Genomic DNA, 15100 nt, shown 5'->3' with positions numbered 1-15100 from the left:
AACGGAGAAAAAAGATTTTGTAAACCCAGAAATATCAAAAGGGATTCTATTCGCTTTTCACCTTTATATAACTGAATCTCTCTTTCTCGATGTTTCCTAATAGGAAATTCTTTAAACGCAACAACTTTCACTTGACGATGCAATCGTTTGCGCTTATGATAGAGATATCAAAAAGATTCTGGAGGGACTTTCATGAAAAAAATCCAACGATTGTTCGAGATCGATCCATGGAAAATCGCGACATCTACCTTAGATAAAGAAAATCGTCGACTGCAAGAGTCGCTAACAAGTATCGGGAATGGCTACATGGGAATGCGCGGCAACTTTGAAGAACAATACAGCGGCGATCATCACTTAGGTACTTATATCGCTGGTGTCTGGTACCCAGACAAAACCCGTGTCGGCTGGTGGAAAAACGGCTACCCTGACTATTTTGGCAAAGTGATCAACGCGGTCAACTTTATTGCAATGGACCTATTTGTCAATGACCAATTAGTCGACTTAGCAAAAATCAGCCCAAGTGACTTCCGTTTAGAACTAGACATGGAAACCGGGATTTTACGCCGCAACTTTACTGTCACTTTGGCAGGCGCCACCGTAAAATTCTCTTTTGAACGCTTCTTGAGCATCGTAAAACGTGAACTTGCCCTCATTAAGATGGACGCTGAGATCATTGAAGGCGACGCTGAGATCAAAGTCGTTTCTAAACTAGATAACAATGTCCATAACGAAGACAGCAACTACGACGAACGTTTCTGGGAAGAATTGGCTCATGGCCAAACCGAAACCTTCCATTACTTGACCACTCGGACTGTAGAAAATAATTTTGACATTGAACGCTTTACTGTCACTTCTGCTATGCGTCATAGCCAAACACCGATCGATTCCGTGAAAAGCGAGCTTTGCGTTGCTGATACCTTTGCCTTTTCTGGAACAGCCGGTGACACCTTCTCATTGATCAAAGAAGTCTTGATCGTTACGAGTCGTGATGTTCCCGCTCATGATCATCCAGCAAAAGTCACCGAATTAGGCACTTTATACAAAGCAGATTATGATGCGTTGCGTGCAGAACAAGTTGCTGCTTGGAAAGCCCGCTGGGATTTAGCTGATGTGATCATTGAAGGCGATGCTGCGGCGCAACAAGGGATTCGTTTCAACCTGTTCCAATTGTTTTCAACCTATTATGGCGAAGACGAGCGCTTGAACATTGGACCGAAAGGCTTTACTGGCGAAAAATATGGCGGTGCGACTTACTGGGATACCGAAGCCTATGCAGTTCCATTATATTTGGCATTAGCAAAACCAGAAGTGACCCGTAACTTGTTGAAATACCGTCACAACCAATTGCCGCAGGCCCATATCAATGCGCAAAAACAAGGCTTAGCAGGTGCCCTTTACCCAATGGTGACCTTCACTGGGATCGAATGCCACAATGAGTGGGAGATCACTTTCGAAGAAATCCACCGAAATGGTGCCATCGCTTATGCCATCTACAACTATACGAATTATACTGGCGATACAAGTTACCTGAAAAAAGAAGGATTAGAAGTGTTAAGTGCGATCTCACGTTTCTGGGCAGATCGTGTCCACTATTCGAAACGCCAGCAAAAATACATGATCCATGGCGTTACAGGACCAAACGAATACGAAAACAATATCAATAACAACTGGTACACCAATAAAATGGCTACTTGGGTCTTAGCTTATACCTTAGCCAGCTATGAAGCCTTCAAAGACGAAGCGACTGTCACGATCTCTGACGAAGAACAAGCCAAATGGCAAGACATCATCGACAATATGTACTTCCCAGAAGACCAAGAGCTTGGAGTCTTCGTCCAGCATGATACCTTCTTAGACAAAGACTTGATGCCCGTTTCCGATCTTGATCCAAAACATTTGCCGTTGAACCAAAATTGGTCGTGGGATCATATCTTGCGCTCTTGCTTTATCAAGCAAGCCGATGTTTTGCAAGGTATCTACTTCTTCGGCGATCAATTCAGCAAAGAAGAAAAACAACGGAACTTTGATTTCTATGAGCCGATGACAGTGCATGAATCTTCCCTTTCTCCAAGTATCCATGCGATTTTAGCAGCGGAATTAGGCATGGAAGAAAAAGCGTTGGAAATGTATGAGCGGACTGCTCGTCTTGATTTGGACAATTACAACAATGATACCGATGATGGCTTGCACATCACTTCTATGACCGGCAGCTGGTTAGCGATCGTTCAAGGTTTTGCTCAAATGAAAACCGATCACGACCACTTAGGGTTTGCGCCATTCTTACCTAAAACTTGGAGCCGCTATGCCTTCCACATCAACTATCGTGGACGTCTGCTCTTTGTTTCCGTCAATGACTCGACGGTGACATTGAAGAAAATCAGCGGTGAGGCATTGCCAATCAAGTTGTATGGCAAAGACTATGTTTTAGAAGACGAAATCAGTGCAGCGATCAACTAAACAAGCCTTCTGAAAGAAGAAATGTCTGCATTTCTTCTTTCTTTTGATTGGCTCTACCCTTGTGCCGACACTTTGTGATACTATAAGCTAAAAAAGGAGGGAAATCAGTGAGCATTACGGTCAAAGATGTCGCCAAAAAGGCTGGCGTCGCTACATCCACGGTTTCTCGTGTCGTAAACGATCATCCCAGCATTTCTGAAGATACCAAGAAGAAAGTGCGCAAAGTAATGGCAGAAATGGGCTATGTCCCCAATCTTGCGGCTCGAAATCTCGGCAAACAGATATCCAGTGCCATCGGCGTGATCTTGCCGCCTCTTGATTCGAAAGAACGACTAGGAAACCCCTTTTATTTAGAAACGATCGAAGCCATCAATGAAGAGGCCCGCCATCATCAAATGACGGTTGCCGTTGCCTCCGCCCGTGACTTTGCTACATTACTAAAAAACGTGGAACGGATGCACCTGCAAAAACAAGTAGATGGCTTTATCTTGGTCTATTCCGATGAAAAAGACCCCATCATCGACTATCTGGTCGAAAAAGAAGTCCCTTTTACTTTGATTGGTCAACCATACAGCAATGAAGACAAAATCGTTTTTGTCGATAATGACAACCAGTTGTTAGGCAAGCAAGCAACCGAGCATCTGATCGCCCAAGGGCATACGAAGATATTATTTGCTACCAATACGACCCATGAAAACCTGTATTTCGAGCGTTTCTTCGGCTACCAAAAAGCCATGATGCTGGCAAATCTCCCCTTTTATCCAGCATTGACCTTTGAAAAAGCGGAAGATTACGTCACGTTTGAAGAAACGATCAAAGAATCCCAAGCAACGGCCATCGTCGTGATCGATGATCTGTTCGCTGTGCGGATCATTCAATTAGCGACGATGTATGGCTACAAAGTCCCCGACGACTTATCCATCATCAGTTTCAACAATTCGATCTTTGCTACTTTGACCCATCCGTATTTGACTAGTATCGATATCAACGTGTTGTCCTTAGGAAAAATCGCTACCGAACGGCTGATGGCGCAATTGAATCATGAAGATTCAAACGGCGTACAGCTGGTCGTACCACATAAGCTGATCAAACGAGAAACGGTCTTAAACCGAAACCAGTTGAACTGATCCGCTGGGTCTGATCCACTTCCCCTTACATGCAAAAGCACCCGCTGTCCCTAAGGATAGCGGGTGCTTTTCATATTTTTATTTATACTCTTTGCTTTCCAGGCGGAACAATGGACTCATTGGTGTATTTTCGTGGATACGGCGAACGGCTTCCCCCATCAATTCGGCACAAGAAATGTAGTGCAGTTTTTCTGGATGGCGTTCTTCGCTGGTCCAACAAGAATCGGTGACACAAATACTTTCAATCGCTGATTGATCCAAAATTTCTTTAGCAGGCGGCGAAAGCAAGGCGTGAGAGACACATGCATACACTTCACTGGCACCAGCTTCCTTCAACAAGTCTGCCGCTTTTGCCAATGTATGGCCGGTATTTAAAATGTCATCAACCAAAATACATTTTTTCCCAACGACATCACCGATCACATAGCCGCCATCGGCTTCATCTTGATCGACGATCGCGATCGCTGTATCTAAATATTCTGCCAAACTACGGGTCCGTTGGACACCGCTGTTTTTTGGTGAAACCACGACATAGTCGTCACCCGTCATTTTTTGTTCGCGATAGTAATGGGCAAACAATGGGATCGTAAAGAGATTATCCACTGGGATGTCGAAAAATCCTTGAACTTGGACGGCATGCAGATCAAGCGTCAAGATTCGAGAAGCCCCTGCTTCCACCAGCATATTGGCAATCAATTTTGCAGTGATCGGCTCATGCGGGTTGGCGGTTCGGTCTTGCCGTGCATATGCATAATAAGGCAAAACGACATTGATGGTCTTCGCACTAGCCCGTTTCATCGCATCGATCATGATCAATAGCTCTAAATAGTGATCATTGACGGGTTCATTCGTCGATTGAATGATATAAATATGGTCGCCCCGCACACTTTCTTCGATATTGATGGCAATCTCTCCATCACTAAACTGTGTCACTTTTGACTTCCCTAGTTCTGTACCGAAAACTTTCGCAATGTTTTCTGCTAATGGTAAATTTCCATTTAAACTAAAAATTTTCAACGAACTATCTTTATAACTTTCGCCCATGATTGCCTCCAATGAATGTGGTTGTTTTCTTCTATTCTAGCACAAAGTGACTGTTTTTTTAACCGTCTCGTTCAAGGAAGTGTGACGGTACCGTTTACCCAACTGGCGGGAATCACTTTTTTGTAGTTGCCCCAGTTGTCATGAACTTTAAAATAACGTTCTCCGCTGGCGGTTTCAGCGTAGGCGTAAGCCACGACCCAATGATTGCCATATGTGCTACCTAAAGGCTTCAAAATACCGATGATAACCGGTTTGCCTTCGTCGATTCGTTTGCACGCTCGATGCCAACCGCCAACAACGGTCGCACGTCCGCGGTAAGGCAATTGGAATTGATCGAAAAACCGAGTCAAACCATGACTGACTTGCCAAGCGATCGTCGGCAACCCATGAGGCTGAATCAGCACCCGCAGCATTTCCGTCACTACTGTCAGATCCCGCTGTTTTTTTCGGCGAAACGCTTTCGGGATGATCGTTTCATCGATATAATCTTGATAGTAGGCCAAAAAGACGGCTGCCGCATAGGTGCCGCATAAATACCCTGAAGGAGTGACCCACTGCTTATACGGACGAAACCGCTCTTCGGCGATCCCTTTCCACTCTACTTGTTCCATCTCGTTCACCTGCCTTTTTTCTTATTATACCTTAGATTCTCCTCCTACTTGGATCAAAACCCTTTTTCGTCTAGAAAACTTTTCTTTGCGTCCTTACAGATTTTGTTTCATAATAGTAGAAAGCGAGAGGAGCGAAAGACATGACAACCTTGTTAAAAGATGATTTTTATGACTATGTAAATGGCGAGTGGCTGGAGACCGCTGTTATTCCAGCAGATAAACCCGCTACGGGTGGATTCCAAGATCTCGTTGACGGAATCGATTCCTTAATGATCGCAGAATTTGAAAATATGGCACACGATCCCCATGCTACGCCAAAAGGCCGCATGAGGGATGCTGTGGCTTTTTACCGCTTAGCCAGCGATTTTGCCCAACGAGAGGCAGCTGGCGCTACTGAAGCAAATGCACTATTAGCAAAAATCGAAGCGTTGCGTTCTTATGAGGAATTGAATCAGCAACTGGCAAGTTTCGTTTTAGATGGCATTGCCTTGCCTTTCCAACTAGATGTCGATGCAGACATGAAAAATGCGCAAATGAATACTTTGTCGGTCTATCCGCCTGCTACTATTTTACCGGATAAAACTTATTACACAGAAAATCCCCAAGCAAGCGAAATGCTGCAAGTCTACTTTGAGATGGCCGTCAACGTTTTAGTTGCTTATGGAAAAGACCAAGCAGAAGCGGAATCGCTGGTAGAGCAAGCGATCGCTTTTGATAAATTGATCGCCCCTCACGTCCGCAGTGCGGAAGAAAGTGCGGATTATAGCAAAAATTACAATCCTCGCTCCTTGGAAGAATTTGCAAAGCAAGCCAGCAAGATCGATTTTACACAACTCTTGACGGCCCTTTTACCAGGGACACCAGAAGAGCTGATCGTAACGGAACCCGCTTACTTTGAAGCCTTTGACATTATTGTTTCTGATAGCCATTTTGAACTCTTGAAAGGCTGGATGATCGTCAACCAAAGCTTGCGCTATACTAGCTATCTGAGTGAAGAATTGCGTCAGTTAGGCGGAACCTACAGCCGCTACTTATCAGGGATCGATGAAGCGGCTCCCCAACAAAAAGCGGCTTATTACTTAACGATGGGTCATTTTAGTCAAGTGATCGGTGATTATTATGGACGCAAGTACTTTGGGGAAACGGCGAAAAAAGACGTCAAACACATGGTGGAAACAATGATTGCTGTCTACCAAGATCGTTTGCGCAACAACACGTGGTTAAGTGAAGAAACCCGCCAAAAAGCGATCATCAAATTGAATCGTTTAGGCATCCATATCGGGTACCCTGATCAAGTTCCTGCCATTTATGACCAATTGCATACCGATGAAGAGAAAAGTCTGCTGGCAAATGCCCTGCATTTCAATCGTTTGTTCCGAGAAGATGCCTTCAAAAAATGGCAGCAGCCCGTGGATCGCGAGGAATGGGAAATGTCCGCCGCTACCGTGAATGCCTACTATCACCCATTTAAAAACGTGATCGTTTTCCCAGCGGCAATCTTACAAGCGCCCTTTTATAGTTTGGAGCAATCCACCAGCGCAAATTATGGGGGGATCGGCGCGGTCATTGCTCATGAGATCTCCCACGCCTTTGACAACAACGGGGCAAAATTTGATGAATATGGTAATTTAAACAATTGGTGGACAGAAGAAGATTTGGCCCACTTTGAACGCTTAGCTCAAGCGATGATCGACGAGTTTGATGGCCTGCCCTTTGCCGGCGGTACCGTAAATGGAACGTTGACTGTTTCTGAAAACATCGCCGATGCAGGCGGACTAAGCTGTGCGCTAGAAGCAGCGCAAAAAGAAAGCGACGTTTCTTTAGCAGACTTCTTCACCAATTGGGCAAAGATCTGGCGTACAAAAGCCAAAGAACAATACCAACAGCTCTTACTGTCGATCGATGTCCACGGACCAGCGAAACTACGTGCCAATATCCAAGTCCAAAACATCGATGAATTCTATACAACCTTTGATATCAAACCTGGTGACCCTATGTATCGTGCACCAGAAGATCGTGTGCAGATCTGGTAAACAAAAGCGCAAGCAGATTTTTCTGCTTGCGCTTTTTCTTAGCCAATTGTTTATTTCTGCAAAGCTTTTTTCATCATACTGATCACAGAGTCGAATTGGGAATGCTCATTGACGACTTGATCGGCTTTTTGTCGATTGGGGCGGTCTTTTAGAAAGTCAAAGATTTGGTTTTCATTCTGGATGCCTAATTTAGCCATAAACTCATCCAAGTTCTGAAAATCCGTATACTTTTGTAAGAAGTCATTGTTCAACAACGCCTTTACATCAAGATCCCCTTTTTGATACGCTTGATAAAGGCTAGTCAGTTCACTGAAACTGAAATTTGCTTTTAATTGATCCATCCATCCCATTTATGCTTCCTCCTTCGCAGAAATGATTTTCGCGCCCAGGGTATTTTCAAAATGGCGTAGTGCCCATTCATGTCCGACCGCGTCAAAGCTGGCAACGGTATCTGCATCGATCACCAGTTGGTAGCCTAAATTATAGGCATCCACTGCTGTATGCAAGACACAGATGTCGGTACAAACGCCGGTCAGGTACAATTCCGTGATCCCTCTTTCCCGCAGTCGGATGTCCAAGTCGGTACCGCTAAAGGCTGAGTAATGGCGCTTGTCGATCCAATAGACATTTGGCGCTTCCTGATAGTTTTCATATAGCGGGGCTAAACGACCATAAAGATGTCGCCCCGCACTGCCCGCAAGATTGTGGGGTGGGAACAAGCGGTTTTCAGGATGATAGTTGTCTGTTTCCTCATGACGATCGATGGCAAAAACGACAAATTCACCAGCTTCGATAAAGGCTTGCGTCCGAGCCACTAAGGCAGCTTCAATCGCTTGCCCAGCAGCACCCGTGGTCAATCGTCCCTCATCTGCAACAAAATCAAACGTATAATCAATGGATAGTAATGCTCTCATGCTTCCTTCCTCCTCTTACGGATCGGCTCTCCTGTTTTTTAAGTTACTTTAATGTTTCAACGAATGCCAAGACCATTTCAGCGGAACGCTTGCCAGCTTCTAAGATAAACTCATCAAAAGAGACGGTTGCTGCGTGGTCGGCGGTGTCGCTGATCGCGCGCACGATCAAGAAAGGAATATTGAATTGCTGCGCGGTCTGTGCGATCGCGGCGCCTTCCATCTCACAAGCCAAGGCATCTGGAAAATGTCCTAAAATCTCTTGTACTTTTTGCGGGTCATGAATGAAGCTGTCACCGGTAACGATCAGTCCCTTTTTCACGGTATGATGAGTCGCTTCTGCGGCTTTCGTCATCTCACTGATCAAATAGCGGCTGGCTTCATAATACAAAGGCATCCCGCCAGGCAGCTGGCCATAATCATATCCAAAGCCCGTCACATCGACATCAAAATAGGCCACTTTATCTGAAATCACTAAATCCCCTACTTGTAAGCCGGCACCGATCCCACCAGCTGATCCAGTATTGATCACCATATTGACCCCGTATTGTTGGATCAATAGACTAGTGGTGATCGATGCCAGAACTTTGCCGATACCTGAACGAACGACGATCACTTCATGATTGCCGATACTTCCTGAAATAAATAGTGCGCCGCCGCGTTCCCAAGAAAGCGGTGAAATCAACTGTTCCCGCAACGCCTTGATTTCTTCCTCCATTGCACCAATAATACCAATTTTCATGTGTTTGCCTCCTACTTCTCGTTTATTTTTCATCCTTTAAAATGAAAAACAACAGAAATTCCCACGTATCTACTGACGTGTTTTTCTCCTTTCATGATAAACTAGTTTTGACGAAACGAACAGTTTTTTGTCATTATAAAAGGAGGCACTTATGTCTGAAATTTTCAACGCCATGGCAGCAAAATACGATACCCCTGAACGGATCGCGTTAGCACAATTAGTCACCCAAACCCTTGAACCTTATTTTAAAGACAACCAGCATCAAACTCTGATCGATATCGGCGGCGGTACCGGCCTAGTAAGTCTGCCCTTAGCAGCTTATATCCAGCACTTAGCCATCTGGGATACTGCCCCTAACATGATCGAGGTTTCTGAAAAAAAAATCAACCAACTGCAGCTGGCCAATGCTTCTGCAACTGTCCACGATCTGCTGCAAGAATCCTTACAAGCAAAAGCAGACGCGGTGCTGCTATCTCTCGTCTTGCTGCATATTCCTGACACAGCCGCTATGATGGAAAAACTATACGCCTTGCTACAGCCAGGAGGAACCCTTTATCTAGTGGATTTCCTCAAAAATCCCGCCGTGTCTCACCCGCTGGTTCATAATGGGTTCGATCCTGCCGCATTGACTCAACTGGCAGAGACGACTGGGTTTACTGCCACTTCCTTTACCGTTTTTCATGAAGCGGATCATTTGTTCATGAATCAGCCAGCGGCCATGTTTTTAGCTATTTTGAAAAAGCCGACCGAATAACAAAAAAAGCCGCACTTGCAGAAGATGCAGGGGCGGCTTTTTCTTAGTACTAGAAGAATCACAACAAAAAGATCGCCAAACCGACGACGACTAACAATAAAGTGACGATCACAATGGCTTTCATTAAAAAACGGTTCAGATCCCGAGATTTTTGGTTCTCACCGGCACGGGTCTTCGTGATTTCTTTGTTTTTCTTGCGCACTTTTCGGTAGTGGTTATCAATTTGTTTTTCTTTTTGTTTCCATTCTTTCTTGCTTTGCTTTTCTACGATTTGCTGATTGCGTTCAGCTGCCGCTTGTTCTTCTTCGCGTCTGCGTCGAAGCTCACTGCGGGTGATCAATGGTTCTTTAGGCAAGTCCGTTCCTCCGTTTCAATTCCAGCAACTCCCAAAATTGGATCGCAAACACGGTCTTCGCATCACAGATCGTTCCATCAGCGATAGCGGCTTGTGCTTGCTCTAAGGTCAATTCATAGACTTCCAGCACTTCATCTTCGTCTTGCGGTAAGGGATTTGTCACTTTTTCCAGCTCTTTGGCATAATAGACGTGCAAGAGCTCATTAGCAAAGCCTGGTGAAAGGTACATAGAAGAAACGTGCTCCAGCGTTTTTGCACGATAGCCGGTCTCTTCTTCTAATTCCCGGGCGCCAGTCAAATCTGGACGAGCGCCTTCTCCTGGATCGATTTTTCCTGCTGGTATCTCTAAAATCACTCGCTCTAACGGTTTTCTGAATTGGCGAACGAACAGCATTTTGTTCTCACTTGTCAAGGCGATCACGGCAACACCACCAGGGTGAAAGACTAGTTCGCGTTTACTGGTCCCGCCATTTGGCAAGGAGACATCATCAACGACCACATCAATGATCTTGCCATGGAAAATTTCATTCCGTTGGATCGTTTTTTCTTCAAAATCTTTAAATTCTAACATCTATCGACACCTAACTTTCCTCATACGTCTTATCTATCAAACACTTTAGCATAATTTAGAAAAAATATCTTCTTAAGAAATAGCAAGAAAGCTTATGAATTTACTAAAAATCGGAAAATCCACCCCAAGTCTGATATTTTTCTTTTAGTGAACATGCTAAAATAAAGATGTCGAATAACCCAATCTACTTGTCCAAGAGATTTTTAGGAGGAGGAAAAATGAAAAAAAACATCTGGCTGATCGTTGGTGCGATCGTCCTCATCAGTATTATTTTTAACGTAGTAGGCGATTCATTTGCGAGCCTATTATTAATCGTCGGTGCAATTTTAGTCTACGTCGGTATTAGAGGGCGTAAAGTTCCAGCAGCCGATCCACAAGTTTTGCCTTCTTTAACTAGAGAACGAGAAGCCCATTACTTGAAAAGCGGAATGACTGCTCGTGAGATCGAATTGTTCCGTGAAACGATGAATCAGACGAAACACCAAATCGATAAATACCAAAAAAATATCACTAGCAATAACAAGTTAAAAGCCATTGACTTGCGTCACGATGCCTTGCGTGCCTCAAAAGCTCTTTTCAAAGAACTCGTGAAAGAACCGACCAAACTGCCTTTGGCAAGTCATTTCCTTTATACCCACTTGCCCAACATGGTCGATTTGACCGATAAGTTCATTGAAATCAATAGCCATGAGATCAAAAGTCGTGAGACCTATGATAAAATCGAGGAAAGCACCCAAATCATCGAGCAAATGGCTTCCTTGATCGCCAAAGACTACTCCCAATTTGTAGCAGACGATCTTGATGACATGGATGTTGAGTTATCCATTGCCAAACAAAGCATAAAACGAGATAATGAATAGGGATAGATTCTGATTGGCAACAAGAAAAGAATCTAAAAAAAAATCTAGCCCAGGCTAGATTTTTTTCGAAAGCAGACAATTATTAGGAGGAGTTATTATGAGTGAAACACCAAATCAAGTAAAACCCGTAACGGATACGCTTGACGATTTATTGAACAACCCATTTTCAACCCCTGTCGACACTTTGACCACCACTCAACAAGCGGAAATCAGTCAGCTGAAAGAACAGCAAACGGCACCGCGTTTGATTGATAAATTACCGCCAGAGCGTCAAGCACAGGCCCAAGAATTAGCCAGCAAGATCGATGCGACCGACCAGCAAGCGGTCATCACCTATGGTGCAGCTGCCCAAACCAAACTTGGAGAGTTTTCCCAATCCATGTTGAACCATGTCCAAGCAGCTGATATCGGCCCTGTGGGCGACTCATTGACGGAGTTGATGTATCGCTTGCAAGAAGCCAATCCAGACGAACTGCGTGCAGGGGAAGGCAACTTATTCAAGCGGATGTTTGGTAAAGTAAAACAATCCATTTTTGAAATCACCGCTAAATACCAAAAAATCGGTGCCCAAATCGACAAGATCGCCGTCAAATTGGATAAAGAAAAAGACGGTTTACTAAAAGACAACATGATGTTGGAACAGTTGTATCAAAAGAACAAAGATTACTTTGATGCATTGAACATCTACATTGCCGCTGGCGAGTTGAAGATGCAAGAATTGCAAACCAAAATCATTCCTGAAGCCATGAAAAAAGCAGAAGAAACGAATGATCAAATGGACGTACAGATCGCCAACGATTACACGCAATTTCTTGATCGTTTAGACAAACGGACTCATGACTTGCGCTTGGCACGTCAAATCACGATCCAACAGGCACCGCAAATTCGCCTGATCCAAAACACGAACCAAGCGTTAGCAGAAAAAATCCAAGCTTCTGTCAATACAGCGATCCCACTATGGAAAAACCAAGTGGTCATTGCCTTGACTTTATTGCGTCAAAAAGATGCAGTTACGGCACAACGCCAAGTTTCTGAGACCACCAATGATCTATTGAAGAAAAACTCAGAAATGTTGAAAGTTTCTGCTATTGAAACAGCGAAAGAAAACGAGCGCGGCATCGTCGATATCGAAACATTACAAAAAACACAAAACGACCTTGTGGAAACGATCCAAGAAACATTACGGATCCAAAAAGAAGGAAAAGAAAAACGTCGTGCTGCCGAAGTGGAATTGGGTCATCTAGAAGAAGACTTGAAAGACCGCTTATTGGATTTAACCAGCAACAAGTAAATTTCACCTATCAAAAGAGGACTTCCATTCACGGAGTCCTCTTTTTTTGAAAAATTTTATTTAAGTGAAAGCAGCGATCAAATCTCAATGAAATGAAACTTCAAAGTGATTGACGCCGTCTTGATCCACCGTCAAACTGATTTGCGCCTGCAGCATTTCTGTGATGGCTTTGGCGATGGCTAAACCTAACCCATAGCCACCGTCTTGATGGTTGCGAGAAGGATCCCCGCGGTAGAAGCGATCAAAGACATAGGGAATTTTTTCTTCAGGGATCGGGCAACCACTGTTGGACACTTGCAGCACCGTTTTTCGTTGGCGTTCCACGAGAGCCACTGTGACGATTTCTCCAGTAGGTGTATATTTCAAGGCATTGTCTACCAAAATCATGGTCAATTGCCGTAAGGCTTGCTCATTGCTTTCAAGACTCACCTGTTTAGCGATCTGTTCCTGATAGTGGATCCCTTTTTCCAGCGCAATGGCCTCCATGCTTTGATAAACACTTTGCACGACTTGGCTGGCATCGATCACCGAACGCACGACTTCTTGCTCGGCACTTTCGAATTTGGTCAGCATCAATAAGCTATTTACTAGCTCATCCATCCGTTCGGAACCTAACTGGATGTTTTCCAGCCATTTCATTTGGCTTTCCAAGGTTTCTTCTGGACTGCCAGCTAATACCTCAGCATTGACTTGAATGATCGCCAGTGGTGTTTTCAACTCATGGGAAGCGTTAGAGACAAACTCTTTTTGTTTGCGCCAAGCCAGCTCAACTGGTCGCAATGCCCGATTGGCGACATAAAAGCTAGCGATATAAATACTGACTAAGGCTAAGACCCCGATGAGCAAAAGCGTGGTTCTTAAGTTGCTTAGACTAGTTTTATAGTCGGTGACATCAAAGAACAGCACTTGATAAAATGGCTCGTAATTATTGATACTGGTGGAATATTCCCCCGTCGAATCATGATTGATCGAATAATGACTAATGGAAGTCACCAAAAAGAGCGCATACCGCCAGTCTCGGTCATTTACCTTCACTTCATTGGGAATCTCCTCTTGTTTCGTTGCGGCATCGACCAAGGCTTCATAAAGATCACTCTCATCGACACCCTCATCAATACTTTGGATCACGACATCCATTTGATCCACGTCGACTAGAGCGATCTCTCTGAACTCACTGGTACTATTCGTGATGGTCAATATCATTGGATACTCTGGGTCTGTCAGTGACTGTCGGGCCTCCTCCTCATCCAACGGTACCGCAGCTAAGGTGTTGGCTTCTTGCGAGATCAATGATTGGATCTCGTTTTCAATTTGGGTGGCATTCAAAATATAGATAAAGGTAAAAGCACCTAAGACAATGATTGAGATCAACACCATATTGAACCACAGCATTTTATTCCGTAATTTTTTTAACATGGCGGCTCCTTGCTCTGCAAAATATACCCCGCATTGCGGATCGTACGAATGCCGATATCCGCTTCTAGCAGCGTCAGTTTTTTTCGCAGCAAAGATACATAGATCTCAACACGGTTTTCTTCCACATCGGGATCAAAGCCCCAAATCTTATTGATGATAGTTTCTTTTGATAAAATCACTTTAGGTCTGGCTAAAAATAGCTCCATCAGTTTCATTTCTTTTGGTGACAGCACCACTTGATTGGTCGTTGTAGTCAACTGCAGCTCATTACGCGCCAAGACCACGTTGCCAAAGGCTAACTGGTCTTCTTGATAATCCAAGTCTTTTCTTCTACTTAATGAACGAATCCGTGCCAGCAGCTCTTTCATTTGAAAGGGTTTCGTCAAATAATCATCTGCCCCTGCATCTAAGCCGAGTACTTTGTCATCGACTTCGCTTTTGGCCGTCAACATAATAATCGGCGTGCGAATATTTTGCTTGCGTAACGTCTTTAGTAATGTGATCCCATCGATTTTTGGCAGCATGATATCCAAAACGAGAAGGTCATACACCCCACTTGCTGCGTAGTCCAACCCAGTCTCGCCATCATACGCCAAATCAACGGAATAATGCTGTTTTTTCAATAAGCTGGCAATCGCTTCTGCGATCGATGGCTCATCTTCTACAAATAAGATCCGCATCGGTCAGTCCCCCTTTTACACTCATCATTTCTTTTTTTCAATCACTTTTCGGTCAGCACAATCATTCCTGTAGGATCATTCCAATTGTTCTCCAATAAACCGTTCTGTTGAAACGATCCGCACGTGTTCGCTGGATTGATGAATCCACATGTGTAGCAACAATGCTACCATACCGCTTAACAAAAAGACAAACAGCTTTTTCCTAAGGTCTTGAAAATTCTCTTGATGACGCATGGGTTTCCTCCTTT

At 44.2% G+C, this 15100-nt stretch carries 16 protein-coding genes; 6 read left to right on the top strand and 10 right to left on the bottom strand.

Annotated features, from left to right (window positions below; all coding sequences use genetic code 11):
* Positions 1 to 192: 192 nt before the first annotated feature.
* Both IGJ15_RS01395 and IGJ15_RS01390 read left to right on the top strand, forming a co-directional pair.
* Positions 193 to 2457 carry a glycoside hydrolase family 65 protein gene (locus IGJ15_RS01395; protein ID WP_142962452.1) on the top strand — a complete coding sequence of 755 codons (2265 nt, stop codon included), beginning with the start codon at positions 193 to 195 and terminating at the stop codon, positions 2455 to 2457.
* A 107-nt stretch (positions 2458 to 2564) separates the two neighbouring features.
* The gene (locus IGJ15_RS01390) at positions 2565 to 3584 is read left to right on the top strand and encodes a LacI family DNA-binding transcriptional regulator (RefSeq protein WP_005227844.1); all 1020 of its coding nucleotides are present in this window, start codon (positions 2565 to 2567) and stop codon (positions 3582 to 3584) included.
* 78 nt (positions 3585 to 3662) lie between these two features.
* On the opposite strand, the gene IGJ15_RS01385 is transcribed toward IGJ15_RS01390, so the two are convergent.
* Both IGJ15_RS01385 and IGJ15_RS01380 read right to left on the bottom strand, forming a co-directional pair.
* A complete protein-coding gene (locus IGJ15_RS01385) occupies positions 3663 to 4628 on the bottom strand; it encodes a ribose-phosphate diphosphokinase (RefSeq protein WP_010749060.1) in 966 nt (321 codons plus the stop codon).
* A 71-nt stretch (positions 4629 to 4699) separates the two neighbouring features.
* Positions 4700 to 5239 carry a C39 family peptidase gene (locus IGJ15_RS01380; RefSeq protein WP_005233534.1) on the bottom strand — a complete coding sequence of 180 codons (540 nt, stop codon included), beginning with the start codon at positions 5237 to 5239 and terminating at the stop codon, positions 4700 to 4702.
* Between the two features lie 140 nt (positions 5240 to 5379).
* Here IGJ15_RS01380 and IGJ15_RS01375 point away from each other — a divergent pair, with 140 nt between their 5' ends.
* Complete coding sequence (locus tag IGJ15_RS01375) at positions 5380 to 7272, top strand: M13 family metallopeptidase (protein WP_010749059.1); 1893 nt, start codon at positions 5380 to 5382, stop codon at positions 7270 to 7272.
* Between the two features lie 50 nt (positions 7273 to 7322).
* Here the strand turns inward: IGJ15_RS01375 and IGJ15_RS01370 are convergent, their stop codons facing one another.
* From IGJ15_RS01370 to IGJ15_RS01360, 3 genes are read right to left on the bottom strand one after another with little or no spacing between them, the layout of a single operon-like run.
* Positions 7323 to 7622, bottom strand: a complete 300-nt coding sequence (locus IGJ15_RS01370; RefSeq protein ID WP_005227832.1) for a hypothetical protein — start codon at positions 7620 to 7622, stop codon at positions 7323 to 7325.
* A complete protein-coding gene (locus IGJ15_RS01365) occupies positions 7623 to 8186 on the bottom strand; it encodes a cysteine hydrolase family protein (protein WP_010749058.1) in 564 nt (187 codons plus the stop codon).
* A 43-nt stretch (positions 8187 to 8229) separates the two neighbouring features.
* Positions 8230 to 8925, bottom strand: a complete 696-nt coding sequence (locus IGJ15_RS01360; RefSeq protein ID WP_010749057.1) for a 5'-methylthioadenosine/adenosylhomocysteine nucleosidase — start codon at positions 8923 to 8925, stop codon at positions 8230 to 8232.
* 151 nt (positions 8926 to 9076) lie between these two features.
* Between IGJ15_RS01360 and IGJ15_RS01355 the strand changes: the two genes are divergently transcribed.
* Complete coding sequence (locus tag IGJ15_RS01355; RefSeq protein ID WP_010749056.1) at positions 9077 to 9679, top strand: class I SAM-dependent methyltransferase; 603 nt, start codon at positions 9077 to 9079, stop codon at positions 9677 to 9679.
* A 58-nt stretch (positions 9680 to 9737) separates the two neighbouring features.
* Here IGJ15_RS01355 and macP read toward each other — a convergent pair whose 3' ends face one another.
* Positions 9738 to 10034 carry a cell wall synthase accessory phosphoprotein MacP gene (gene macP, locus IGJ15_RS01350; protein WP_005227820.1) on the bottom strand — a complete coding sequence of 99 codons (297 nt, stop codon included), beginning with the start codon at positions 10032 to 10034 and terminating at the stop codon, positions 9738 to 9740.
* A complete protein-coding gene (locus IGJ15_RS01345; RefSeq protein ID WP_005227818.1) occupies positions 10027 to 10605 on the bottom strand; it encodes an NUDIX hydrolase in 579 nt (192 codons plus the stop codon). The genes macP and IGJ15_RS01345 overlap by 8 nt, the downstream gene beginning before the upstream one ends.
* A 218-nt stretch (positions 10606 to 10823) precedes the next feature.
* Here IGJ15_RS01345 and IGJ15_RS01340 point away from each other — a divergent pair, with 218 nt between their 5' ends.
* Together IGJ15_RS01340 and IGJ15_RS01335 are read left to right on the top strand one after the other, a co-directional pair.
* Complete coding sequence (locus IGJ15_RS01340; protein WP_010749055.1) at positions 10824 to 11465, top strand: 5-bromo-4-chloroindolyl phosphate hydrolysis family protein; 642 nt, start codon at positions 10824 to 10826, stop codon at positions 11463 to 11465.
* A 97-nt stretch (positions 11466 to 11562) separates the two neighbouring features.
* Positions 11563 to 12756 carry a toxic anion resistance protein gene (locus IGJ15_RS01335; protein ID WP_005227814.1) on the top strand — a complete coding sequence of 398 codons (1194 nt, stop codon included), beginning with the start codon at positions 11563 to 11565 and terminating at the stop codon, positions 12754 to 12756.
* A gap of 84 nt (positions 12757 to 12840) precedes the next feature.
* On the opposite strand, the gene IGJ15_RS01330 is transcribed toward IGJ15_RS01335, so the two are convergent.
* The 3 genes from IGJ15_RS01330 to IGJ15_RS01320 form a co-directional block, all read right to left on the bottom strand.
* Entirely contained in the window at positions 12841 to 14172 is a 1332-nt protein-coding gene (locus IGJ15_RS01330) for a sensor histidine kinase (RefSeq protein WP_010749054.1), read from the bottom strand.
* The gene (locus tag IGJ15_RS01325; protein ID WP_010749053.1) at positions 14166 to 14852 is read right to left on the bottom strand and encodes a response regulator transcription factor; all 687 of its coding nucleotides are present in this window, start codon (positions 14850 to 14852) and stop codon (positions 14166 to 14168) included. The genes IGJ15_RS01330 and IGJ15_RS01325 overlap by 7 nt, the downstream gene beginning before the upstream one ends.
* A 75-nt stretch (positions 14853 to 14927) precedes the next feature.
* Positions 14928 to 15086: a hypothetical protein gene (locus IGJ15_RS01320; RefSeq protein ID WP_005233508.1), complete on the bottom strand. Its 159-nt coding sequence runs from the start codon at positions 15084 to 15086 to the stop codon at positions 14928 to 14930.
* Between the last annotated feature and the right edge of the window lie 14 nt (positions 15087 to 15100).

Source organism: Enterococcus sp. AZ079 (genome assembly GCF_050547255.1).
GTDB lineage: Bacteria > Bacillota > Bacilli > Lactobacillales > Enterococcaceae > Enterococcus_D > Enterococcus_D casseliflavus.
Note: the sequence above shows the minus strand (reverse complement) of the source record. Positions and strands in the feature narration are given on the sequence as shown.

Excerpts from the sequence above, each read along its gene's own strand:
- IGJ15_RS01395 (WP_142962452.1), top strand. The coding sequence starts at position 193 with ATGAAAAAAATCCAACGATTGTTCGAGATCGATCCATGGAAAATCGCG.
- IGJ15_RS01380 (WP_005233534.1), bottom strand. The coding sequence starts at position 5,239 with ATGGAACAAGTAGAGTGGAAAGGGATCGCCGAAGAGCGGTTTCGTCCG.
- IGJ15_RS01385 (WP_010749060.1), bottom strand. The coding sequence starts at position 4,628 with ATGGGCGAAAGTTATAAAGATAGTTCGTTGAAAATTTTTAGTTTAAAT.
- IGJ15_RS01330 (WP_010749054.1), bottom strand. The coding sequence starts at position 14,172 with ATGTTAAAAAAATTACGGAATAAAATGCTGTGGTTCAATATGGTGTTG.
- IGJ15_RS01320 (WP_005233508.1), bottom strand. The coding sequence starts at position 15,086 with ATGCGTCATCAAGAGAATTTTCAAGACCTTAGGAAAAAGCTGTTTGTC.
- IGJ15_RS01360 (WP_010749057.1), bottom strand. The coding sequence starts at position 8,925 with ATGAAAATTGGTATTATTGGTGCAATGGAGGAAGAAATCAAGGCGTTG.
- IGJ15_RS01370 (WP_005227832.1), bottom strand. The coding sequence starts at position 7,622 with ATGGGATGGATGGATCAATTAAAAGCAAATTTCAGTTTCAGTGAACTG.
- IGJ15_RS01340 (WP_010749055.1), top strand. The coding sequence starts at position 10,824 with ATGAAAAAAAACATCTGGCTGATCGTTGGTGCGATCGTCCTCATCAGT.
- IGJ15_RS01365 (WP_010749058.1), bottom strand. The coding sequence starts at position 8,186 with ATGAGAGCATTACTATCCATTGATTATACGTTTGATTTTGTTGCAGAT.
- IGJ15_RS01345 (WP_005227818.1), bottom strand. The coding sequence starts at position 10,605 with ATGTTAGAATTTAAAGATTTTGAAGAAAAAACGATCCAACGGAATGAA.
- IGJ15_RS01375 (WP_010749059.1), top strand. The coding sequence starts at position 5,380 with ATGACAACCTTGTTAAAAGATGATTTTTATGACTATGTAAATGGCGAG.
- IGJ15_RS01325 (WP_010749053.1), bottom strand. The coding sequence starts at position 14,852 with ATGCGGATCTTATTTGTAGAAGATGAGCCATCGATCGCAGAAGCGATT.
- IGJ15_RS01355 (WP_010749056.1), top strand. The coding sequence starts at position 9,077 with ATGTCTGAAATTTTCAACGCCATGGCAGCAAAATACGATACCCCTGAA.
- IGJ15_RS01335 (WP_005227814.1), top strand. The coding sequence starts at position 11,563 with ATGAGTGAAACACCAAATCAAGTAAAACCCGTAACGGATACGCTTGAC.